The following is a 23,447-nucleotide window of genomic DNA, read 5'->3' on the forward strand; positions in this document are numbered from 1 at the left end:
ACTTACATTGAGCTGTATTTTTCACGTAACTGCTGACGAACAAACTCAGCTAACGTGTTAAATACAAAGGTGAATATGAATAGTACAAAGGCGGCTAAAAACAATATTCTGTAATGCGAGCTACCTACTTCTGATTCAGGCATTTCTACCGCAATATTAGCTGCCAGCGTTCTCATGCCTTGGAAAATACTCCAGTCCATAATCGGTGTGTTACCTGTTGCCATGAGTACAATCATGGTTTCGCCCACGGCACGGCCTAGGCCCATCATTACCGCAGAGAATATACCTGGGCTTGCAGTTAATAGCACAACACGTACGAGTGTTTGCCATTGAGTAGCCCCTAGTGCTAATGAACCATTTGATAAGTGCTTAGGTACACTAAATACGGCGTCTTCTGCAATAGAGAAAATAGTTGGAACCACTGCAAAACCCATTGCTATACCGACTACCAATGAATTACGTTGGTCGAATGTCATGCCCAACTCGTTTGTTAGATACTGGCGTACATTACCGTCAAACATCCACAGCTCTACTGTTTCGCTCATTGCGAACGAGAACCAACCAACAACTAATACAACAGGAATCAAAATAATTGAATGAGAACCTTCAGGTATTTTATGGCGAATACTTGCTGGTAACTTCGTCCACGCAAGTGCTGAACCTAAAATACCAATAGGTAATAAAATGAATAAGCCAACAATTGCAGGTAAGTGCTCTTCAATTAAAGGCGCTAACCAAAGGCCCGCTAAAAAGCCTAAAATAACCGTAGGAAGTGCTTCCATTATTTCAACGGTTGGCTTTACAACCTTACGTAATCCACTCGACATAAAGTACGCAGTGTAAATTGCCGACGAAATCGCAATGGGTACTGCAAATAACATAGCGTAAAAAGCAGCTTTAATTGTACCGAACGAAATAGGCACTAGCGAAAATTTAGATTCAAAGTCATCACTTGCAGATGTTGACTGCCAAATGTATGCAGGCTCTGGGTAACCTTCGTACCACACTTCTTGCCATAACGCAGACCATGTTACTTCAGGATGTTCGTTGTGAACCTCTAATACCGTTAATTTGCCATCCGCTAAAATTAACGCAGCATTTGAACGTGGAGCAATTGCAAAGTGTTTAATTTCGCCTTCACTTACTTTACCCTGCCATAGCTTAGCTTCGCTTGTTGTGTAGTAAACACCAAGCTCACCGTTACTGCTGGTAGTGAAAAAAGTACGACGATAAAATTCTGTAAAAATATTTAATTTGCTTTGTTTGGTTGTTTCAAACGCACGAATTTTTTGGAACTGACGACCAGCGTCTGTGTTTACTTCAAACCACTGCGACACTTCACCGTTATCGTTAGCAAGCATTAACGAGTTTGCACCCGCAAGTAACTGAGCAGACACTATATTAGCGTTTTCTTCATTAGCCGATAATAACTGGATTTGCTCTACTTCACTTGGATAACGCGTATCATAAACGTAAATTTGATTAGCTGAACGAATAAACGTACGTGTTGTATCTGGCGAAATTAAAAGCTCATCTACACGACCTTCAACATCAAGCTCTGTTCGCTCAACAACCCACTCTACTTCACCTGTAAACATGTTTTCTTCAGCAACAAAGCTGCTAAACAAAACGCGCTTATCTGCGGTTAATGCAACAACCGCCGTTTTATCTTCATAGTGAGAAAACGCAAAGCGCTTGATAGCAGCGCCTTGAGCATCAACTTCTAACGCCATTTCACCAAGCGGATAATCAACACGTGGCGTTAATTTACGTTCGTTATTTGGAAAGGTAACTAAAAACTTAGGTACAACCACCATCACAGTGCCGTTTTCTAAACCATATGCGTATTGGCCCTGAAACGGTGCACTCGTTGCAAAGCTTGTTACTTCGCTTGGAAGAGCAACATTAAGCGTCTTGAGTTTTTTACCAAAACTTGCTTTTTCTACATTGTAAAAATCAACTTGGCCTTGTTGGCTTAGTAAATAAGCAACTTCGGTTTGCTCTTCAACACCTAAGCCAACTATTTGATCTGCGTTACTTACTGTGAAGCTGTCACGCTTTTCAACTTTAGCTGACTCAAAAATTGGCTGTACTACATAAAGAAGGTAGAAAAATATTAACAACAGCGCTATTAATACCATTACTCCACCGGCGGTTATGCCAAATTTGGCAAACCTGTCTTTAAATAGACGGCTTCGATCCGTATTAAAAGACGGTTTATTCGGATTGGAAGTCATCAAAACACCTTTAAATCTTAACGTTCTATAAATTATATTTCATCAAGATGACAGTAATGTTACAACGGTCATAATAAGCACTCTAATTAAAGGTATATCTAAGGTGGCATAAGTTATTGTATTAATTAAGCGTTAGATTAGTCATTTAGAAGGGAACTAAATAACAAAAATAATTGGACAAAGCATTTAACGAGGTTAATACTCAAATGGTAAATTAAGGGATGCGCTTACCTTTCTTTCATTCACGTTAAATTAATTATTAACATAATAAAATCATTAACCTATAAAAGCGCGTCAGCATCAAAACATATTTTATTTAATGCCTACGCATTTACATTCTTCGGGCTTAAAAAGAGGCACAATTTATGAAACAGTTGGTAATAACTATTTTAGGAAAGGATCGTCCAGGCTTAGTAGAAGATATTTCATCGGTAGTTTTAAAAAATCACGGCAACTGGTTATGTAGTAACCTTAGCCATTTATTAGGTCATTTTGCAGGGATTATTCAGTTAGAAGTTGCTGAAGAGCATTTTCAGGAACTGCAAAACGCGCTTACCGCTTTACCAAAACTTGAAGTGCGTATTGAAGCTGGCAATACTGAAATTGAACCTTCACCACGTGAACAAATCAATTTAGTGATCACAGGAAACGATCGCCCTGGTATTGTCCAAGAGCTCGCGAGCGTAATACGACACAAAGGAGCAAGTATTACTCATTTAAATTCTAGACAACAAAGCGCACCTAATTGGGGAGTCCCTATTTTTAGCGCTGTTGCAACCGTTACCTTACCTAACGGAATGGATAAAGACGAAGTAATTGATGCGCTTGAGTCAATAACCAGCGACTTAATAGTAGACACAGAAGAAGCATAATTTTTTATTGCGTGTCATACAAGTGACACGCATGTCATTTTAATGTCATTAAATTGTTCTATATTTAACTCAGCGTTAGATAATGGAATATAATATGAATGCCCACATAGAACATACTCAAACCGTTGAATACTTTGCTAAAGAGCTTAGTTGGCTGTCATTCAACGAGCGCGTTCTACAAGAGGCTAAAGACAAAAATAATCCAATAATTGAACGCATGCGGTTTTTGGGGATTTTTTCTAATAACCTTGATGAATTTTTTAGGGTGCGTGTTGCCGACGTTAAACGCCGTATTTTATTAAACAAACTTCCCGATGCTAATTTTGAAGAAGACGAAGCTTTATTAAGTCAAATTCAACAAAAAGTTTTGCAGCTAGGCAAAAAATTTAACCTAATACACCAACAAATTTTAAACGATTTAACCACTCATAATATCCATGTAGATCGCCCCGAAAAATTAACAGATTTTCATCTTAATTGGCTAAAAGCGTATTTTCATGACAAGGTTTTACAGCATATATCTCCCATTTTACTTAATGAAAATAAAGATTACTCAGACTATATAAACGACACAATGACTTACTTGTTTATTGAAATGAGTGACGAAAAAAGCCACTACGCTATGCTTGAAGTCCCCACAGACCGAGTACCCCGTTTTATTATATTACCGCCTGAAAAGACACGTCGTCGTAAAACCATTGTTATGCTTGATGACGTTATTTCTTACTATTTAAATGATGTTTTTAGTAACTTTTTTCACTTTGATAAAATTCAAGGTCATGCAATAAAACTCACACGAGATGCAGAATACAATTTAGACGATGAGCTAGAAGAAGGACTGCTCGATAAAATGTCTAAGGGTCTTAAACAACGTATTTATGCAGAGCCTGTGCGCCTTGTTTACGACGAGAGCATGCCAGAAAGTATGTTAAAAGTGATGAAAAAACGTCTAAACGTGAGTCATCATGATGCGCTGATACCCGCGGGTCGATACCGTAACTTTAGAGATTTTATTGCTTTTCCTAATGTGGGTCGCCAATACCTTGAAAACAAAACACTTCCAGCAATACAAAGCACAGCTTTTAACAAACACAGCAGCGTATTTGACGCAATAAGCGAGCAAGACATACTGCTCTACTACCCATATCACACATTTAATCATTTACTGGAGTATGTTCGCCAAGCCGCATTTGATCCTATGGTGACGCAGATTAAAGTAAATATTTATCGAGTGGCGAGTAAGTCTCGGCTTATTTCTTTACTCATCAATGCCGCTAAAAATGGCAAAAGTGTCACGGTAATGGTTGAGCTTAAAGCACGCTTTGATGAGCAGAACAATATTGAATGGGCTAAAGTTCTTAGCAGTGCTGGAATAAAAGTTATTTTTGGTATTCCAGCCCTAAAAGTGCATAGCAAACTATGTGTTATTCACCGTAAAGAAAAAAACAAAATAGTTAAATACGCCCATATCGGTACCGGAAACTTTCACGAAAAAACAGCTAAAATCTACACTGACTTTAGCCTTTTCACAAAACATAACGGTATTTGTGAAGAATGCGATAGCGTATTTAAGTTTATAGAAAGCAGCTACAAGCCCTTTAATTTTGAATATTTAATGCTCTCCCCTATTAATGCTCGCGACACTTTATTGGATTTAATTGATAAAGAGATTCAGCATGTTGAAGATGGTTTCACAGGAAAAATTACAATTAAAGTAAATAATTTAGTTGATAAACAACTTGTAGATAAACTTTATTATGCCGGTCGTCGTGGAGTAAAAATCCGAATTATTGTACGTGGTATGTGTTCATTAATACCGGGGGTGGCTCACTTTAGCGAAAACATAAAAGTGATCAGTATTGTTGATCGCTTTTTAGAGCATCCTCGCGTAATGGTATTTGGCAATAATGGCAATGAAAAGGTGTATATTTCTTCCGCTGATTGGATGACTCGCAATCTTGATCAACGCGTTGAAGTGGGAGTGCCCATTTTAAATAATAAATTAAAACAGCTCATTCTGGACATTTTAGAGCTACAATTTAAAGACCGCACAAAAGCTCGGCTAATCGATAGCGAGCAAAAAAATACCTATGTTAGGCGCGGTAACAGAAAAAAAATTCGCTCACAAATAGCAATATACGATCACTTAAAAAAATGGGAGAGTAATTATAATAATGAATGATCACCCATCAATAGCGGCCGTCGATCTAGGTTCGAATAGCTTTCACTTGGTCGTTGCGCGCGAAGTGGATGGCACATTACAAATTCTGCATAAAGAGAAACAGCGTGTTTATTTAGCCGATGGCTTAGACGATAAATTAAGACTAAACCAAGCAGCCATAGACCGTGCACTACTTGTACTTAAGCAGTTTGCAAACACCCTTGAAGACTTTCCTCCTGGTAATGTAAAAGTAGCTGCTACATACACTTTTAGGCGCGCCAAAAATATTCATGCCTTTTTAACTCAGGCGAGTAAGGTATTTCCATTTCATATTGATGTGATCCCAGGGCAAGAAGAAGCTCGGCTTATTTATCAAGGTGTGGCTCATTATGTACATAACGAAGAGAACCGCCTTATTATCGATATTGGCGGAGGCAGTACCGAACTAATTATTGGTAAGCACTTCAAACATAAGCTTCTTACCAGCCGTAATATGGGCTGTGTTAGCTACACAAAACAGTTTTTTAGTGGTGGAGCTATTACGGCTAAGCGTTTTAATCGAGCTGAAATAAAAGCGGAACAAGAAATCGAAGTTATTTTTGCCAACTACATTAACGAAGGTTGGCAAGATGTAATTGGTACATCAGGCACTATTAAATCAATTTTAACCATGGTGTGCGCACAAAACCCGCAACAAACATGTGTAAGTATTGACGATTTACTGGCTCTTAAGCAGCAATGCATTGCCGCTAAACATATCGATAATATAAGTATAGAAGGATTAACGCCTGAGCGTCAGCAGAGTCTATGTGGAGGACTTGCCATTCTTATTGCTGTTTTTAAAGAGTTTTCAATCAATCAGCTCTCTTATAGTGACTTCTCTTTAAGAGAGGGGCTACTTCATGAAATGCAGCAAAAACTCGCCGATAAAGACATTCGCAGCAATACAATCAATAACCTGAGTGAACGATACACCGTAGATAAAGCCCATGCCTCACGCGTTGCTAATACAGCTACTTGGATATACGAGCGCCTTAGCAAAGCGTGGCAACTAAATGATAATAACGACATAGCGCTTCTTAATTGGGCTGCTAAGCTACACGAAATTGGCTTATCTATTAACTCTTCAGGTATTAATAAACACAGCGCTTACATTGTGGCAAATAGCCAGCTTCCTGGTTTTACTCAGCAAGAGCAACTCATTTTAAGCTCGCTAATTCGCTTTTACCGAAAAAAAATTAAACGTGATGAATTACCAGAGTTCACAACAATCGCGCAGCAACATGTAATTAAGCTTGTTACTATTTTACGCTTAGCTGTTTTATTTAATCAAAAACGCCAAATTAGCCAGCAACCTAATATGAATATTAGCGCTAATGCCACAGGGCTTTTTATTAAATTTTACGATAATTATTTACAAACACACACGTTACTTAATGCAGATTTAGAACTAGAACAACGTTATTTAAAAAAGGTAGGAATAAGTCTTAACTGCTCATAATATTTTGAAGAGTAAATAATTAAGTAGGGTGCAAATACACCCTACTTTTAGCTAAGTATACTTTAGCTAATTACATATCCATATGGCGATTTGTACTTTGCATCATTTGTTTAAGCCCTTGCTTTTCAAGCTCTAGTAGCTGCGCTAGCTTCTCTTGCGCATTTTGCGTTTCTGCACGCTCGAGAAGGTAATCGTAAAGCGCGATAACTTTTTGATGCTGACTCGATAAGTAATCTTGAATTGCTTTTTCATCTAACTGCTTATCTTTGCTGATATCGTTAAACGTAATAAGTTCGGGGTTACTGGCAAAGTACTCATAACAAAATGTGTCGAGCGTGTTAATTTCGGTAATCGCTTTAAAACCCACTAAATCTTCAGCGAGTTTTTTTTCGTAATTAAGGTAATAATCCACCAGCATGGCATTACGCTCATCAAGTATTGGTTTAACGCTATGAAAGTTAGCCGCCATTTGCGTATGAAATAATACTGTCCAATCGTATACCTCTTTAATTGTTTTAACTTGCATGTGCATTCCTTACTTAGTTAACTTATGAGTTACTAGTTGCTTGAATCATGCCAATAAAAACCACAATTAAAAACAATGGGTTACACTTTAAAAATAAATTAAAATACAAATTAATAGAATAACTTACAGACAATAGGTAATTTTTATAGGGCAATGATAAGTCATTACCCTATCACTGTTACTTAATAGCCTTTTTTCTCCATAATAGGTAAACCGCAGGAATAACTAATAAGGTCAACATTATTGCGCTTACCATACCACCTACCATAGGCGCTGCAATTCGGCTCATTACTTCACTACCGCTACCCGTACCATAAAGCACAGGTAATAAACCAATAACAATAGTAGCCACCGTCATCATTACAGGACCCACACGTAACCCGGCACCTTCAATAATTGCCTGCTGTAACTGAGCTAACGAAAGTGGTTTATCAGCTCGCTTAGCAGTTAAGCACATGTTTTGATATGCCTGATTTAAGTAAACCAGCATAATCACCCCAATCTCCACAGCAACACCGGCCAGTGCAATAAAACCAACCCCTACGGCGACTGAAAAGTTAAAACCTTGAAGGTACATGAGCCATACACCACCTATCATAGCCAATGGCAGTGTGCACATAATAATAGTTACTTCAGCAAAGCTTTTAAAATTAAGATAGAGCAGCACAACAATAATGGCCAAAGTGAGAGGCACTACGTAGGTGAGCTTCTCTTTTGCACGTTGCATATATTCATACTGCCCAGCCCATGAAATAGAATACCCCGATGGCAGCGTTAAATGCTCATCGAGCAAGGCTCTCGCGCTTTCAACATAGCTACCAATGTCTACGCCATCTATATCAATATAAACCCAACCATTTAAACGTGCATTTTCACTTTTAATGCCAGACGGGCCATTTTCAATAAATACATTAGCGACATCTCCAAGCGCAATATGCTGTCCTTGTGGCGTCACAATGGGCAATAACATAAGGGCGTCAGGAGAATCCCTAAAAACTTGCGGATAACGCACGTTAACCGAATAACGAGCCTGCCCTTCTATTGTTTGTGTTACATTTTTACCACCAACTGCCGTTGCTATAACTTGCTGTATATCGCTTATGTTTAAATTATAACGCGCTGCTTTTTCACGGTTTATATCAATTTTTACGTAGCGCCCACCAGCCACTCGTTCAGAGTAAACAGATACAGTGCCTTGAATATCAGCAAGTAGCGTTTCTATTTGCTCACCAATTTTTTGAATTTCACTTAACTGTGGACCTGCCACTTTAATACCTATTGGTGTTTTAATACCGGTTGCCAACATGTCTATGCGTGTTTTAATTGGCATAACCCACGCATTAGTTAAACCAGGAAACGTGACTAATGCATCAAGTTCGGCTTTGAGTTTTTCAAGAGTCATTCCCTCTCGCCACTCGTCTTTGGGCTTTAATTGAATAAACGTTTCAATCATTGTCAGTGGAGCGGGATCGGTGGCTGTTTCAGCTCGCCCGACTTTACCAAAAACTGTTTTAACTTCCGGTACGGTTGCGATTAACTTATCTGTTTGCTGCAAAATCTCTCGAGCTTTAGCTATTGATATACTTGGGTATGTAGTGGGCATATACATTAAATCACCCTCATCAAGTGGCGGAATAAACTCGCTACCTATTTTGTTAAGTGGGTAAAAACCTACCAAGGTCATAACTAAGGCAAATATTAAGGTTGTTTTTGGAAAATTAAGCACCCATCTGAGCAAAGGCCGATAAGCCGCTACAAGCAATCTATTTACGGGATTTTTATTTTCAGGTATTACCTTACCTCTTATAAAATAACCCATTAATACAGGCACTAGGGTGATCGCTAACCCTGCTGAGGCCGCCATTGCATAAGTTTTAGTGTAAGCAAGAGGTGAGAACATTCGCCCTTCCTGCGCTTCTAAAATAAATACAGGCAAAAAACTCACGGTAATAATTAATAAACTAAAAAACAGCGCAGGGCCTACTTCGCTTGTCGCTTTAATAACGACTTCCCAACGGTTTTGATCAGTCAGAGGCGTTTTTTCCATATGCTTATGCATATTTTCAATCATTACTATGGCGCCATCGGTCATTGCCCCTATGGCAATCGCAATCCCGCCCAAAGACATAATATTAGCGTTAATTCCTTGCCAATACATCACAATAAACGCCGTTAAAATACCCAGCGGTAAGGTAACAATAGCCACCAAAGATGAGCGCACATGAAACAAAAACACAACACACACAAGCGCTACAACAATCAGCTCTTCAACAAGTTTACTTGTCAGATTACTTATTGCGTTGTTAATTAAGTTTGACCGGTCGTAAACGGGAATAATCTCAACGCCCTCTGGTAATCCTTTTTTAAGGGATTCGAGTTTAGCCTTAACCAGTTCAATGGTTTTTTGTGCATTTTCGCCGTAGCGCATAACAACAATACCACCGGTAGCTTCGCCTTCACCGTTAAGATCACTCACGCCACGGCGCATTTGTGGGCCTAGGCGAATATTTGCGACATCACGTAACTGCAAAGCAGTGCCATTTGCATTAGTACCTAATGGAATAGCCTCTAAATCGGCAACACTTTTTATGTACCCTGTGCTGGTAACCATGTATTCCGCTTCGGCCATTTCAATAACAGAGGCGCCTGTTTCTTGGTTTCCTTGCTGTATTGCAGTTTGAATAAGACTCAACGGAATGCCGTAAGCACGCAGCTTATTAGGATCTACATTTACTTGATACTGCTTAACCATTCCCCCTACAGAGGCTACTTCAGAAACACCCGGAACAGTTTGTAATTCAAACTTTAAAAACCAATCTTGTAAGTCTCGCAATTGGCTAATATCAAGCGTATTTGTTTTATCAATAAGGGCATATAGGTAAACCCAACCAACACCCGTTGCATCAGGTCCAAGCTCTGGCGTTGCACCTTCAGGCAGACGGTTTGCAGCTTGGGTTAGGTATTCTTGCACTCGGCTACGCGCCCAGTACAAATCAGTGCTGTCATCAAAAATAATATAAACATACGAGTCGCCAAAAAATGAAAAGCCTCTTACGGTTTTTGCCCCTGGCACCGATAACATAGCAGTAGTAAGCACATAAGTAACTTGGTCTTGAACCACTTGTGGTGCTTGCCCTGGATACGATGTTTTTACAATAACTTGCACATCAGATAAATCGGGCAAGGCATCTACGGGCGTATTTTTAACGGCAAACACACCACCGCCCACTAAAATTAATGTAAGCAACAATACCAATAACCGGTTATGAACAGACCAGCGGATAACAGCAGTAATCATTTTACTTCCTCGCCCATCGTATGTTGCATTGAGGAGTGATCTATTGCGTCTATATTATTTAAAGCGGTGATCACAAAATCATCATTAATAATACTAAACGTGAAATCAATGGTTTGACCTTTAATAAGAGAGTTAACCTCTATATGCGGTGCCAGAACAAAATTCATTGTTGCTGGACCTCGGTTCCACTTTGGAATAGCTTCACGACTAATATTTACAACTCGAGTTGCTGCATCAATTGTATTTATAACGCCATTTACGGTTGCACTTTGAGAGTTGTCATCGTTACTACTATCAGCAGCTGGCATCTCCATTCGCTTAAAGTCTGAAAGCTTACTCGACTCAGAATCTATTAAAAATTGTGCAGAGGTAACCACGCTATCGTTTACCACCACACCTGATAAAATAATCGTTTCATCAACGCTTGTTTGTCCTACTTGTACTTCAACAGATTTAAAGCGCCCTTCGCCTAATGCTATAACTACGCGGTTTTGATGTTGCGTAAGAATTACAGCTTCTTTTGGTACTACAAGCTGAGGTTCACTCGCTTTTGTATGAATAGTCACCTGAGCAAACATATTCGCTTTTAGCTTAAGGTCTTTATTTGTAAATCGGAGCCTAACCCGGAGTGTTCTATTTTGAGCATCAAGCGCCGGATAAATATAATCGACCTGTCCTTGCCATATTTTTCCCTTAAAATAATCAAGGGTCATGGTTACCGGTAGGCCAACACTAATAAGCGACGATTGACGTTCAAATATTTCCGCCTCCACCCATACTTCATCAAGTTGAGCAATACTCATCATAGATGTACCCGGCTTTACATAAAAACCTTCTCGCACATTCAGCTCATCAACAATCCCACTTTGACGCGCATAAAAGGTAATATTTTGCATTATTTTCTTATTTTTTTGTAAGCGCTCAATAAATTCAGCAGATACATTTAACGACTCTAAACGTGCCTTTGCAGCACGAATTAGTACATTGTTATTTCTATTTACTGCCAATAAAAACTCTTCTTGTGCATTAACTAGCTGCGGTGAATATAAGGTATACAAAGGTTCGCCGGCGTTTACCTTATCGCCTTGCGCTTTTACATATAAATCCTCAAGCCACCCTTCTACACGAGGGTGAATATGAGTAATTTTATCTTGGTTATATTGCACATAACCCACTGTATTGATGTTACTTTGCAGTGTTTTTAACTGCACCTTAGTGGTTTTCACTCCTAAATTATTAATCACCACTGGCGAAATAGTAATCGCTCCTTTTTCACTTTCACTATTACCAACTTCGTCGTAAACGGGCACTAAACCCATCCCCATAGGAGAGAGACCTGGAGCGTCACGCCTATAATTGCTGTCCATGGGCGCCACCCAATATAAGGGTTGTTTTACGGCCGGTTTTTCATCAATTATAATTTGCGTAAAAGCAGCCCATAAACCAGCCCCTACAATAGCGGCAATGAATAGTTTCAAATTAGTGTTCATCAGGCTGCTCCTCACGTAGTTCGCCCATAACTTGAGAATCTAAGCTACTCATATAATAATTTAAGCGTGCAATAATAATGTGTTGATCGACTTGGATATTGAGCGCGTCAATTTTGGCATTTAACTCACTAATACGTGCTTGCATAACATCAGAAAAGTCACCGTCATCACGCGTATAAGCATTCAAGTTTGCTTGTGATTGCTCAGCCATTTGTACTAATAAAATATTTTGATATAGCGTATTTCGTTTTTGTAACTGGGATAGCTGACTATATTCTTTAAAATACATACCTTTGAGCTTTTGCAAAGCGACCCTTTTTTGTGTTTTAGTCGCTTCCGTAATAGATATAGCCGATTTAACGTGTTGGTCTTGCCTGTTATCCGTAAATAAAGGGAGATCAATGCTAACTCCCACAGAAAGTAAATCGGCTCTTGATTGGCCCATTGGGGTGTCTGCTCGATAGCCATACCCCACATTAACCCCTATCTGTGGCTTATAACTTTGTTTCGCTAAGCTCACTTGTGTTTGCTTTGCCAACACACTTTGCTCTATAGCAACAATAGCTGGATGAGCCATAAGTAATTGCATAAGTTGACTAAATTCAAGGGTATTAAAATCAGTAAGCGCCACAGGAGGTATAAATTTATCGTCTAAAGATTTTACTAACATTGTTATGGGTAACCATTGCGCTAGCCGGTTTTTAGCACTGTGAAGTTGCTGTTCAAGTATGAGTAGCTTATCTTCTAAGCGGGTAAGCTCTAACTGAGCACGAATAATATCTTGCTGGCGTGTTTTACCCTGCGTACTTGCATAGCTGGCCTCAGTTATTTGAATAAGCTGAGTAAATAACTCTTTGTCTTTCTCAATCAAATTAATACTGTACTGAGCCCTATAAGCATTTAACCAAAACTCAGTAACCATCGCTTTGACTTGAGCCAGCCTATCAGCTCGCTGCCATGGATATTACTTAGACGACTGAAAAAGCGACTTTTGTTTCAGTGACAGGCTATCACCGCGGCTAAATTTTTGGTTTAGACTCACTTTAAATTGAGTCATCCCTTCTTGGTCAAACGCATAACCATTTGTTGGTAAGTTCATAAGACCAAGCGTTAGTGTTGGGTCGGGTAAAGTACCCGCCATAATACTTTGCGCCATAATGGCTTGCTCTTGGTGGCGGCTTGCCGATAACCACGGATCATTTGCAAGTGCATAGGTAAGGGCGTGAGATAAGTTTAGCGTACGTACAGAGCTATACTCATCTATTGCGCCAGTCGTTTTTTCTTCTTGGGTATTCGCCGCACTGCTGAACAAAGTCAAACAACATAGCACTGCATTTATTTTTAAAGCGTAATTCATCACTTGCTCCATTTAAAAATTAATAAAAAATTTAAATTGGCAAGAAAGGTGTTTATATCAGCCGCACCTAATACGAAAACTAATCACGTTTTCAAAAGATAAAAATCAGCTTGAGGTTCCATAAAATTTAAACACACCTATCCTGCTATTTAAGCAAACATTGGAGGTCGGTAAAGTGATTTGGGAGAGGTTGTTTGAGCACGCGATTCGCATGTATTAACTTTTTCAGTACTTGTAACTGTAATAAGTATTAGAATATCGACATTAAGCATTGAGTTAGCCGTACAGCCATTAACAGGGCAACTGCATTCATTTTGAGCAGTCGCTTCATCATCGCAGCAATCCATTTGCATCATGGAATGGTGAGCGCTGTTATTCTCTGCGCTACTATTGCCCAAATGCATATTAACGTGAGCATTAGACTGATGGGGCATTTCACATTCACTTGCTACAGACGCAAAAGACTGACCCACGAACGTGAGCAGTAAAGTAAGCGTAAGTAAAATAGTGTACAAGCGTTGCAAAATAGTACCTCAATCAAAAAAGGGGATTTTAAAGTAACTTATAAACGACTACAAATAATTTAGGGCGTGTTTTGTAGTTTGGTTTGGGGTTTAATTAAATAACTGGCAATTACTGTAAATATACAATAGCCACTAAAATACCAAAACCCTTCACCAAATTGTGCATTCATAACAAGCAATTCACCACTTTTACCGTGTGCATTGCCCGCTAAATACGTAACAATTAATGCTATTACAAATACATCAACCATACTCCATTTGCTGAGTGCACAAACAATATTGCCACATACTTGCTTAAGTCTATTAACTGGTAAGCAGCAATACAGTAGCTGTAATAATAGCTTTAAGCTTGGCACCACAACTGAAAAAAGACCAACCAAGGCAGCCACAAGTAAATTATTATTATTTGCTAGGTCTGTGATAGTGCCGTAAATACTTTGCGTTTTGCTATAAGCGCTAATCTCACCGTCTAACTTATCCAGGCCCAACATGTTTGAAAACATCATTAGCATGCTGCGCGTTCGGCCATCGCCCTCTTCAGCTAACATTTCAATCCCCGCTTGAGCAAGTTTTGATTTATCAATATTCCCTTCAATTGTTAGCACGGGTTTTGTAATACCCGGAAATAACAAACATAAAGCAATAACTACACTTACAACAGATAAAAAATTACGCATACTTATTCGCTCATAACTTCTATTACATCATCACTATAAAGCATTGACTCTAGGGGCTGTTGATCTTTGTAGTACATATATCAATCAGCCCACATTGGTAGCCACATCATAGTAAATGCTAAAGCGAGCATTGAATGATAATTTCGTTCAAGCTTTTCATACCGCGTGGCTATCCCTCTATATTGCTTAATACGGCCAAATGCATTCTCAACCAAGTGCCGATATTTATACATGCACCAGTCAATATCTTCATTGCCTACTAAACTGTTGCCCTTACGTGGAATAACGGGTGTAGCGTTATTATCACGAACAAACGCTCTCAGTTTTTCACTGTCGTAGCCTTTATCTGCGACAACCATATTACTTGTTGGGCAATTAGCTACGAGTGACTCTGCATGGACGATATCATGCGTATTTCCACAGGATAATTCATAATAAACAGGCAACCCTCCGCTATCGACTGCAAGATGAATTTTCGTAGAATTTCCACCTCGGCTCTTTCCAATTGATTCATTGTCAGCAGTTCTTGCACCGCAACTATGTTGATGAGCCCTGACAATACTGCCATCAATGAAGACCCAATCCATGTCCGCATCACGAGATAATGCGCGAAACAGTTCATTCAAAATCCCTTTTTTGGACCATAAATTAAACCGTCTGTAGATAGCACTCCAACGGCCAAAATCAGAAGGTAAATCTCGCCATGGAATACCTGTGCGCATCTTATACAGTATGCCTTCGAGCGTTTTTCTATGGTCGGGCTTATTATAAATTCGACCACTTAAGTACATTACTTTTGATAAGACATTCCATGTCCCGTCTGTTAGCATTAATCTTGGCATGTAGGTTCGGTGTAAAGTTTTCTGGCGAATTCAATTATACCTTATCTTCATGCTGTTTGTTTTTCATACCACAAAGATCAACACGCCCTAATATAAAGCTGTATATTTTTTCTATTTCCATCTCTGGGTTAACCAACTTAAGTTGTGTTTCAACCACTGCCCAGTTTTTAGTTTCAATCGCTTTTGCCAGTAATAAGCAATCGCCTAGCAAACCGGTTTGCAGTAGCAAAGCATCTGTTATGCTTTTATCTAGCGTAAACTCTTTTACAATAGTTGCTAGCTCAATATCTAATATCGCATCAAGCATCGAAAACAAACCCACTAAGTAACCTTGCTGAGATAAATTTTTGTTTGTTTCAGCTAATATAAGCTCTATTAACCGAGCGCGTACAAGAGCAAATTTAGTCAACTCTGTTGGTTTATCTATTCCTAAATCGCTAACAGCTAATACACGCACAAATTGACGAATTACGTCCTCACCTAAATAAACAACAGCTTGCGATATGGACGTAATAACTAAATTACTATTATTAGAACGTGCATTTGCCAAACGTAAAATTCGCGCCGTTATTCCTACATCTTTAGCTACACGCTGATGAATTTCTTCAAAGCATAACGATTCTTTTGCTATTGCTTTAAGGAGTTCGAAAACGGTAACTTTTGAAGGATCGACCCCACTGTAAGTTAGCATTTCTGGGCGGGCAAAAAAGAATCCCTGAAAATAATCACAACCTGCATCACGTAAGTTTATAAACTGATCGTAAGTTTCTATTCGCTCTACTATTATTTTGCAATGAGGGTAACTTCGTTTCAGCTTTTTAACCCGCATATTAGTTTTAATAATAGGCTCTTCAGCCTCAATTTTTATATAACTAACAAGGGCGAGTAACGGCTCCCATTTTTCATCGCCGTCATAATCGTCCAGTGCAAATACATAACCCTGACCTTTCAGCGCTTTAATACGACTAGCAACCGCTGCAATGTTTACCGTGCGCTCAACAATTTCAATTACAGTATGTTCAGCGTTTAATAGTTTGGGGAATTCATCCAGTAAGGCGTCTGTAGAAAGATTTACAAAAGCAAGTTGGTGAGCTGTAAGCTTTTCTGCGCCAACTAGCATTAAGGTATTAAAAAACAAACGGCTGGTCGCGTGCTCATCGCTAGTGCCTACAGGAAACGCATTATTTGCGGAGTTTCGGTAAAGCAACTCATAAGCAAACACAGCTTTGTCAGCATCAAATATTGGTTGCCTAGCAACATATTGTGTCAACGTAGGTGTTAACGACGGGGTGTCAGACACGTTCAATAGAATTCACCTATAAGTTTGTGCAAAATTAAAGCTAATCTTTTGAGTCTAATCTATGTTAGAGATTAAAAGTATAGTAAATGCATCTTAATCGTTGCAAAATTTTGCAAAGTAAATAAAACTAATAAAAAAGTTCGTAGTACAGGAGCGGGTTTGCTTATTTTAAAGTGGTTATTGATATTATGTTTAGCATTGAGCTCGCTTCCTAATATTGCAGCACAAAGCAACAATACCCTAAAGTACAACATTAGCTCATCTGGAAGTCATTACCCTTTCTACACCAACAATCCTAAACGCCCGGGAGTGTTACCAGAAATCATTGAAAAAGTACTGATTGACGCTAATATCTCTGCTTCTCATGAATCGCTACCTGCAAAGCGAATCACTAAATACCTTAATGAAGGGATTATTGACTTTGATGTGATCTCGCTTGATTGGCTACCTCAAAGTGAAAGAACCAACACCAAATATGTATTTTCTGACCCATTAATTACAGTAACAGAAATGCTTGTAACGCTGCCCGAAAACACAAAAAAATGGCAACATGTGTCCAACATGGAGGGTAAAAATGTAGGCACAGTATTAGGTTATTATTATCACAATGCTGATACATTTAAACGCGTTGATTTTCCTTCGGAAAAAGAACTCATAGAGGCGCTAGTTCGAAAAAGAGTAGATGTTGCCATAATAGGTGAGTTGCCAACCTTATATTGGTCACAAAAACTTAATATCAACATTGGTTTTGGTGCTCAATATTCTCATGGTTTTTTGAGAATTCGCCTACTTAGCAAACATAAGCACTTAATGCCTATCATTAATAAAGTAATAAAAAACCTCCACAGCATTGGCTATATAAACAACATAGCTGAAAAATACATGAAAGAAATACCCATACAAAATTAAGGGATTTATAACACACACCCAGTGCGCTGAGTTATACTATGCAAAAATATTAACCCGACCAAAAAAGTAGTCCTATGAGTATTGAAAAAGCCTTAATTGAACGCAGCAACAACCAGTGTGAATTGTGTGCAGCTACCAATGACTTATCTGTTTATGAAGTTCCACCTGTAACCGAAACACATTCAGACAAATGCATTTACACTTGCAAAACATGCAAAGAACAAATTGAAAACACCGTAGATGTAACGCCGACGCATTGGCATTGTTTAAATGACAGCATGTGGAGCCAAACACCTGCGGTTCAAGTTGTTGCCTATAGAATGCTATCGCGCTTAGCACCTGATAACGGTTGGGCACAAGATGCGCTAGACATGGTATATCTAGAAGAAGAGACTCTGGCTTGGGCTAATAAAGCACTTGCTGAAGATGACGATGTTAAACATGTCGATAGTAATGGCGTGGTTCTTCAAGCTGGCGATACCGTGACACTCATAAAAGATTTAGATGTAAAAGGCAGTAGCCTTACAGCAAAACGTGGTACTGCGGTGCGCAACATTGGTTTAACCAGTAACCCTGAGCACATTGAAGGGCGTGTTGATGGCCAGCGCATTGTCATTTTAACTAAGTTTGTTAAAAAGTAGGCAGTCAATAACTCACGCTATCTTCGCTTTTAACTGTGAGTAATAAGTTAGAACAAAAATGCCCAGCAGTGCTGGGCATTTTTGTAAGTAGTGGTTATTCGTCAACCAGTTGCTCACACCTATAAAAGCCAGTAGGTTCACTTAACAATGACACTAGCTCAGGCAATACATTATCCATAGTTTGTTTAAGCTTCCATGGCGGATTAATCACTATCATACCTGATGCAGTCATGCCATGAACGTCAGTATCGGCCTCGGTTCCCAGCTCAAATAACTGAATATTTCGCATACCGGAATCAATTAAACCCAGCTCCATATTGTTAATGCGCTCCCGATCAACAACTGGATACCAAATCATATAAGTACCCGTTGCAAATCGTTGATGTGCTTTAATTAATGTTTTTACAACGCGTTCATAATCATCTTTAATTTCGTATGGTGGGTCGATTAATACGCACGCTCTTCGAGACGCAGGTGGCAGTAGCCCTACCAAACCAGTGAACCCGTCTTCACCGCGCACTCGAATAGAGCGCTTACCCTGCATATTACTTTCTAGCAAGACTAAGTCTCTTGGGTGCAATTCAAAAAACCAACCTTTATCTTGACGACGTAAATAATGTTCAGCAATTTTTGGTGAACCCGGATAAAAATCGAGGTCACTCGTATTATTGAACGATTTAATTAGGTCAATGTATTCGTTAAGTGCCTCATGCTCACTTGTGTGCGCCCACAACTTTTCAATACCGTCTTGGTATTCTTGCGTTTTTTGAGCATCAGCTGCTGCGAGTTCAAAAAAGCCTGCGCCAGAGTGCGTATCAATGTAATCTAGCGGCTTATCCTTAACTGTTTGATATTTAAGCACCTCAGCCAATACAAGATGTTTTAGAACATCGGCCGGATTACCCGCATGAAATGAGTGTCTGTAACTAAGCATTATTTATTTTCGCCATACGCAATTTAATATCGCAAGTGAACCATAATCACTGGGCTTTAGCAACTTGCACTAGGGTCTGTTAACCGTTCGAGGTTAAAGTTTAAGCGGCCTGTTTGATATTTAGGCAAAGTAGAGCCTACATAGTGCGGTTATACTTACATGAATTTAAGCCGGTAGAATAACGCGGGAGCAGTTACCGAGTCCACTAAGTTACAAACCTCGCGCCACGATTAAATACCCCCTAGTTTGAACAAACTTTATTCCGCAAAATTCAACAACCTCTTGGATAAAGGGTGTTTAAATGAACCATATATGAACAAAAAAGCACGTTGTATGAATTATCCCTTAACAAAGAAGAAAAATCAGCTAAAACTCGCGTAAATGCTAGTAAATTAATGTACTTTGCTTTACATTTGCAAGACATTAATTACAGTTATATGAGCGCCTTATGGACAACAATACTCTTCAACAACTCGAACAACTGATCGATTCACTTATTGAACGCAATAATCAATTACAAACTGATGTTGCTAGCTTAAAAGAACAAAACAGCAAACTTGCTGATGATAATGAGCTTTTACAACTAGAAGCGCTTGAAAACGAAGAAAAGCAAAAAGATGCCAGCACAACATTAACTGGCTTGCTTGATAAATTACAAAGCGCACAACAGGCTAGCTAATGTCTGAGCTGCAAAACCAGCGGGTCACTGTTGAGTTGCTAGGTAAAGAGCAGCAATTTGCTTGTCCGCAAGGACAAGAAGAGGCATTGATAGCAGCAGCTAAAAATCTAAACGACTTAGTTGAACAAATGAAACAGCGTTCAACCGTTCGAAACGATCAAAAAGCATTGCTTATGGCAGCACTTAATTTAAGCCACGATTTGCTTGAAGCAAAAACACAAGCAACTGTTGAGCAGCAACACCAAGACCAACTTGTTGATAAACTCAGCCAACATTTGGCAAGTGACCCCGAACAAAAAAAATAAAAAGCGCAACCTGCGCTTTTTGTTTATCATTAGGGTAATAAATGGCCTGCAAGAGATCGCAAATGAAGTACTCCTTACTCACTATTCACTCATCGTTAAAATATACACTCCTGATGATAGGTTTACTTTTTGCCACAGCCAATTCAAATGCAGCTATTAGCTGGCAAACTATTAATAACAATATCCAATTTTTAAAACAACAGGACGATTTACGCTTTTACGACTCAAACCAAGTTTTGATTGAAGGCGCTGAATGCGCCCTACTTGTTGATACCAGCGGGAATTTTGCCGGTGTTGAACAACTAGTTGTTGAACTAAAAAAACGTCTTAAAACGCCTCTTTGTTATTTAGTTGCAACTCATTATCACGACGATCACTTACTGGGCATGGCGGTGGTTCAACACTACTATCCAAACGCTAAACTCATTACCCACCAGCAAGTGAGCGCTGATTTTAAAACCTATCAAAAAGCCTACATCAATAAACTCGACAGCTATGAAAAAAGCATTGAACTGAGTTATCAGCGTTTAGCTTCAATTCCCAAAGAAGAACAAACAGCATGGCGAGAAAAGCTAGAACTGGCTAAAGCACGACTTTTTCGCTGGCGCGAATATAAGCTTAATCCACCAAAAATAGCATTAGCAGTAAGTAAAACGCTTAATTTAGGGAACTTTGAAATAAATATCACACCACACAAAGCGCATACTACGGGTGATTTAACCATTACTACAAACAATGGGAGCACGTTAATTGGTGGTGATATTGTTGATTGGCTGCCTTACCCAGGCCACGGTGAACTTAAAAGCTGGCAAACGTTGCTTAAACAATACATAAGTAATGAAAAGCTATCACTCATTATACCAGGCCATGGTGATACTCTAAATAAACAACAACTAAAGCAACCACTGGCATTTTTAAATGCCCTGACTGAACACGTCAAAAGTAATCAAAACCTAACAACTGAAGCACTCATAGAATCTTTTCCACAAAATGTGCTCGCTCCTTATCAACAAGACACACTAAACCAAAAGTCGAGCCAGTTTTTTTTACAAGCAGGACTCAATCGCGCTAAAAGCTCACAATAACCCAACACAACGGATTGTGTTAAAATAATAAAAGGAATTTATTCAAGTGATCACTATGCGCAGTTTGATATTATGCTTTTTAGTACTTTTTTTGTTTGGTTGTGAATCAACTGAGCAAAAGCAGGCTGAGGCACCTCAAATATTTACTCATTTTGAGCCTGATTACGCTAATCACCAAAACGTAGATGAACCGATACCCCAAAAGCAACAAGCACTGCTTATTGAAGAACAAAGCACGCCACTAAAGGTTAAAAATAGAGTCGTAAAAAAGCGCCCACCAAAAACGACTGATTTATGGGTGCACATTGCTAACAACTTACACTTTACGGTTTATCAAAATCGGGCTTTAAAAAAACGCATTAAGTGGTATCTAAAACAGCCTAAATACCTAACCACGGTAAGTAAGCGTGCAGCACCCTATTTATACCACATTGTAAAAAAAATAGAGCAAAGAAACCTCCCTATGGAAATAGCGTTACTGCCTTTTGTGGAAAGTGACTTTAGACCTACAGCTGCCTCATCGCAGCAAGCTGTTGGCGTATGGCAACTTGTCGGTGCAACTGCGTATCACTTTGGTATAAAGTCAGATCAATGGTACGACGGACGCCAAGATGTACTTGCTTCAACCGATGCCGCGCTGGATTATCTGAGTTATTTACATAAACGCTTTAATGGTAACTGGCTACATGCATTAGCCGCCTACAATAGCGGTGAAGGACGCGTAAAGCGGGCCATAGAGAAAAATACAAAACGAGGAAAAAGCACTGACTTTTGGTCGCTAAGCTTGCCAAAAGAAACTGCTGATTACGTACCAAAATTACTCGCTTTAAGTTATTTAGTTAAGCATCCACAAAAAGGCATGAAGCAACCAAAACTTGCTTATAAACCACTCACCACACAAATGAATATAGGTCAGCAATTCGATTTTTCAGTTATTGCTAAGCTGTCTGGAATTGGCTCAAAGCAGTTACATGCAATTAACCAAGGGTATTTAAAAAATCAAAGTTCGCCAAACGGACCACATACCTTACTACTGCCAATAGGCCAAGAGGCACTTTTAAAAAGTCAGTTTTTTAAATCTAACTTTGCTGGTGAATACATAGTAAAGCAAAACGATACACTTTATGGCATTGCAAAGCGTTATAGTATGTCGGTCAAAGCGCTTAAACAGCTTAATAACAAAGCCAATAACTTTATTGGTATAGGCGAAAAGTTATTGGTTGGGCAACCCAAAACCTTACCAAGCTCTTTAACCATAGATTACAAAATAAGCCCTTATCTAGAACCTCAAGAAGATATTGTCATCCCAACAATAGAAATCGACTACACCGTAAAAACTGGAGATAGCCTGTGGAGCATTAGCCAACTTTACGACGTACCACATAGCGATTTAGCTAAGTGGAATAAATTATCAGCCTCAAGTATTTTAAAGCCCGGCAGTCAGCTAGTACTTTTTATTCCTCAAGCTGAAAAACCTAAAGCCAAGCCAATCAAAAAAGACCTACTGCTTGATCTGCAAAAAACACTAAATCAACCACGTTAAGTTTATAAACCAATCTATTTCGCGTAAAATCACGCCCTAACATAGTTATTATTGAAAGAGATCAGCATGCAAATTAGTAAAAATTCGGCAGTAGAGTTTCACTACACACTCAGTGAAGCGGGTGAGAAAATTGAAAGTAGTGTAAATGATGCACCACTTAGCTACATCCATGGTAGCGAAGGTATGCTTGCGGGTTTAGAAAAAGCCCTTGAAGATAAAAGTGCCGGCGATAAATTTAGTGTAACACTTGAACCGAGTGAATCTTATGGTGAGCGAGTTGATGACTTAATTCAACGCATTCCACTAAAGCATTTACAAGGCGATGTTAAAGTGTGGAAACCAGGTATGACCGCAATGGTTCAATCTAACCAAGGCCGTCATCAAGTGACTATTGTTAAAGTTGGTCGTTTTAATGCCGATTGTGACCTAAATCACCCATTTGCAGGTAAAACTCTGACATTTGATGTTGAAGTTGTATCGGTACGCGAAGCAACCAGCGAAGAGATTTCGCATGGCCATGTTCACGCTGAAGGCGGTTGTGGCCACGCTCACTAATTAGCGAAAAA

19 protein-coding genes and 1 pseudogene are annotated in these 23,447 nt (G+C 39.1%); 10 read left to right on the forward strand and 10 right to left on the reverse strand.

The features are described 5' to 3' along the window. Nucleotides 1–2: 2 nt before the first annotated feature. Nucleotides 3–2,237 (reverse strand): ABC transporter permease subunit, encoded by a 2,235-nt coding sequence (locus PS1M3_RS14955; RefSeq protein ID WP_203985271.1) that lies wholly within the window; start codon nt 2,235–2,237, stop codon nt 3–5. Between the two features lie 365 nt (nt 2,238–2,602). Between PS1M3_RS14955 and PS1M3_RS14960 the strand changes: the two genes are divergently transcribed. From PS1M3_RS14960 to PS1M3_RS14970, 3 genes are all read left to right on the forward strand, one after another. Then, entirely contained in the window at nt 2,603–3,109 is a 507-nt protein-coding gene (locus tag PS1M3_RS14960; RefSeq protein ID WP_006791200.1) for a glycine cleavage system protein R, read from the forward strand. 94 nt (nt 3,110–3,203) lie between these two features. After that, nucleotides 3,204–5,291 (forward strand): polyphosphate kinase 1, encoded by a 2,088-nt coding sequence (ppk1, locus tag PS1M3_RS14965; RefSeq protein WP_008130463.1) that lies wholly within the window; start codon nt 3,204–3,206, stop codon nt 5,289–5,291. Beyond that, nucleotides 5,284–6,771, forward strand: coding sequence for an exopolyphosphatase (locus PS1M3_RS14970; protein ID WP_006791202.1), 1,488 nt, complete (start codon nt 5,284–5,286; stop codon nt 6,769–6,771). Before ppk1 ends, PS1M3_RS14970 begins: the two co-directional genes overlap by 8 nt. 70 nt (nt 6,772–6,841) lie before the next feature. Here PS1M3_RS14970 and PS1M3_RS14975 read toward each other — a convergent pair whose 3' ends face one another. The 8 genes and pseudogenes from PS1M3_RS14975 to PS1M3_RS15010 form a co-directional block, all read right to left on the reverse strand. Beyond that, entirely contained in the window at nt 6,842–7,297 is a 456-nt protein-coding gene (locus tag PS1M3_RS14975; protein WP_006791203.1) for a hypothetical protein, read from the reverse strand. A 178-nt stretch (nt 7,298–7,475) separates the two neighbouring features. Further along, entirely contained in the window at nt 7,476–10,595 is a 3,120-nt protein-coding gene (locus tag PS1M3_RS14980) for an efflux RND transporter permease subunit (protein WP_203985273.1), read from the reverse strand. Next, nucleotides 10,592–12,085: an efflux RND transporter periplasmic adaptor subunit gene (locus tag PS1M3_RS14985; RefSeq protein ID WP_008130455.1), complete on the reverse strand. Its 1,494-nt coding sequence runs from the start codon at nt 12,083–12,085 to the stop codon at nt 10,592–10,594. The genes PS1M3_RS14980 and PS1M3_RS14985 overlap by 4 nt, the downstream gene beginning before the upstream one ends. Continuing rightward, nucleotides 12,075–13,442: pseudogene (locus tag PS1M3_RS14990) on the reverse strand (TolC family protein). Before PS1M3_RS14990 ends, PS1M3_RS14985 begins: the two are co-directional and overlap by 11 nt. A 149-nt stretch (nt 13,443–13,591) precedes the next feature. Then, nucleotides 13,592–13,966 carry a hypothetical protein gene (locus PS1M3_RS14995; protein WP_008130448.1) on the reverse strand — a complete coding sequence of 125 codons (375 nt, stop codon included), beginning with the start codon at nt 13,964–13,966 and terminating at the stop codon, nt 13,592–13,594. Nucleotides 13,967–14,025: 59 nt separating this feature from the next. Continuing rightward, complete coding sequence (locus PS1M3_RS15000) at nt 14,026–14,643, reverse strand: paraquat-inducible protein A (protein WP_006791208.1); 618 nt, start codon at nt 14,641–14,643, stop codon at nt 14,026–14,028. 80 nt (nt 14,644–14,723) lie between these two features. Next, nucleotides 14,724–15,485 carry an IS5 family transposase gene (locus tag PS1M3_RS15005; protein ID WP_024600859.1) on the reverse strand — a complete coding sequence of 254 codons (762 nt, stop codon included), beginning with the start codon at nt 15,483–15,485 and terminating at the stop codon, nt 14,724–14,726. A gap of 34 nt (nt 15,486–15,519) precedes the next feature. After that, nucleotides 15,520–16,791 (reverse strand): EAL and HDOD domain-containing protein, encoded by a 1,272-nt coding sequence (locus PS1M3_RS15010; RefSeq protein WP_203985275.1) that lies wholly within the window; start codon nt 16,789–16,791, stop codon nt 15,520–15,522. Between the two features lie 153 nt (nt 16,792–16,944). On the opposite strand from PS1M3_RS15010, the gene PS1M3_RS15015 reads away from it, so the two are divergent. Together PS1M3_RS15015 and PS1M3_RS15020 are read left to right on the forward strand one after the other, a co-directional pair. Further along, nucleotides 16,945–17,694, forward strand: coding sequence for an ABC transporter substrate-binding protein (locus PS1M3_RS15015; protein WP_008130444.1), 750 nt, complete (start codon nt 16,945–16,947; stop codon nt 17,692–17,694). A 74-nt stretch (nt 17,695–17,768) separates the two neighbouring features. After that, complete coding sequence (locus tag PS1M3_RS15020; RefSeq protein WP_008130442.1) at nt 17,769–18,335, forward strand: alkylphosphonate utilization protein; 567 nt, start codon at nt 17,769–17,771, stop codon at nt 18,333–18,335. Nucleotides 18,336–18,429: 94 nt separating this feature from the next. Here PS1M3_RS15020 and PS1M3_RS15025 read toward each other — a convergent pair whose 3' ends face one another. After that, nucleotides 18,430–19,269, reverse strand: a complete 840-nt coding sequence (locus tag PS1M3_RS15025) for a 23S rRNA (adenine(2030)-N(6))-methyltransferase RlmJ (RefSeq protein WP_008128280.1) — start codon at nt 19,267–19,269, stop codon at nt 18,430–18,432. 448 nt (nt 19,270–19,717) lie between these two features. On the opposite strand from PS1M3_RS15025, the gene zapB reads away from it, so the two are divergent. The 5 genes from zapB to PS1M3_RS15050 all read left to right on the forward strand — a co-directional run bounded on the left by zapB (nt 19,718) and on the right by PS1M3_RS15050 (nt 23,436). Beyond that, a complete protein-coding gene (zapB, locus tag PS1M3_RS15030) occupies nt 19,718–19,948 on the forward strand; it encodes a cell division protein ZapB (RefSeq protein WP_006791213.1) in 231 nt (76 codons plus the stop codon). Continuing rightward, nucleotides 19,948–20,253, forward strand: a complete 306-nt coding sequence (locus tag PS1M3_RS15035) for a cell division protein ZapA (RefSeq protein ID WP_006791214.1) — start codon at nt 19,948–19,950, stop codon at nt 20,251–20,253. Before zapB ends, PS1M3_RS15035 begins: the two co-directional genes overlap by 1 nt. A 62-nt stretch (nt 20,254–20,315) precedes the next feature. Then, the gene (locus PS1M3_RS15040) at nt 20,316–21,338 is read left to right on the forward strand and encodes an MBL fold metallo-hydrolase (protein WP_008128279.1); all 1,023 of its coding nucleotides are present in this window, start codon (nt 20,316–20,318) and stop codon (nt 21,336–21,338) included. Nucleotides 21,339–21,393: 55 nt separating this feature from the next. Further along, complete coding sequence (locus tag PS1M3_RS15045) at nt 21,394–22,881, forward strand: LysM peptidoglycan-binding domain-containing protein (protein ID WP_033025226.1); 1,488 nt, start codon at nt 21,394–21,396, stop codon at nt 22,879–22,881. 66 nt (nt 22,882–22,947) lie between these two features. Further along, nucleotides 22,948–23,436, forward strand: a complete 489-nt coding sequence (locus PS1M3_RS15050; protein ID WP_008128275.1) for a peptidylprolyl isomerase — start codon at nt 22,948–22,950, stop codon at nt 23,434–23,436. The last annotated feature ends 11 nt before the right edge of the window (nt 23,437–23,447 follow it).

This window comes from Pseudoalteromonas sp. PS1M3 (assembly GCF_016865405.1).
Taxonomy (GTDB): domain Bacteria; phylum Pseudomonadota; class Gammaproteobacteria; order Enterobacterales; family Alteromonadaceae; genus Pseudoalteromonas; species Pseudoalteromonas marina.

Excerpts from the sequence above, each read along its gene's own strand:
- PS1M3_RS14955 (WP_203985271.1), bottom strand. The coding sequence starts at position 2,237 with ATGACTTCCAATCCGAATAAACCGTCTTTTAATACGGATCGAAGCCGT.
- PS1M3_RS14960 (WP_006791200.1), top strand. The coding sequence starts at position 2,603 with ATGAAACAGTTGGTAATAACTATTTTAGGAAAGGATCGTCCAGGCTTA.
- ppk1 (WP_008130463.1), top strand. The coding sequence starts at position 3,204 with ATGAATGCCCACATAGAACATACTCAAACCGTTGAATACTTTGCTAAA.
- PS1M3_RS14970 (WP_006791202.1), top strand. The coding sequence starts at position 5,284 with ATGAATGATCACCCATCAATAGCGGCCGTCGATCTAGGTTCGAATAGC.
- PS1M3_RS14975 (WP_006791203.1), bottom strand. The coding sequence starts at position 7,297 with ATGCAAGTTAAAACAATTAAAGAGGTATACGATTGGACAGTATTATTT.
- PS1M3_RS14980 (WP_203985273.1), bottom strand. The coding sequence starts at position 10,595 with ATGATTACTGCTGTTATCCGCTGGTCTGTTCATAACCGGTTATTGGTA.
- PS1M3_RS14985 (WP_008130455.1), bottom strand. The coding sequence starts at position 12,085 with ATGAACACTAATTTGAAACTATTCATTGCCGCTATTGTAGGGGCTGGT.
- PS1M3_RS15000 (WP_006791208.1), bottom strand. The coding sequence starts at position 14,643 with ATGCGTAATTTTTTATCTGTTGTAAGTGTAGTTATTGCTTTATGTTTG.
- PS1M3_RS15005 (WP_024600859.1), bottom strand. The coding sequence starts at position 15,485 with ATGCCAAGATTAATGCTAACAGACGGGACATGGAATGTCTTATCAAAA.
- PS1M3_RS15020 (WP_008130442.1), top strand. The coding sequence starts at position 17,769 with ATGAGTATTGAAAAAGCCTTAATTGAACGCAGCAACAACCAGTGTGAA.
- PS1M3_RS15025 (WP_008128280.1), bottom strand. The coding sequence starts at position 19,269 with ATGCTTAGTTACAGACACTCATTTCATGCGGGTAATCCGGCCGATGTT.
- zapB (WP_006791213.1), top strand. The coding sequence starts at position 19,718 with ATGGACAACAATACTCTTCAACAACTCGAACAACTGATCGATTCACTT.
- PS1M3_RS15035 (WP_006791214.1), top strand. The coding sequence starts at position 19,948 with ATGTCTGAGCTGCAAAACCAGCGGGTCACTGTTGAGTTGCTAGGTAAA.
- PS1M3_RS15040 (WP_008128279.1), top strand. The coding sequence starts at position 20,316 with ATGAAGTACTCCTTACTCACTATTCACTCATCGTTAAAATATACACTC.
- PS1M3_RS15045 (WP_033025226.1), top strand. The coding sequence starts at position 21,394 with ATGCGCAGTTTGATATTATGCTTTTTAGTACTTTTTTTGTTTGGTTGT.
- PS1M3_RS15050 (WP_008128275.1), top strand. The coding sequence starts at position 22,948 with ATGCAAATTAGTAAAAATTCGGCAGTAGAGTTTCACTACACACTCAGT.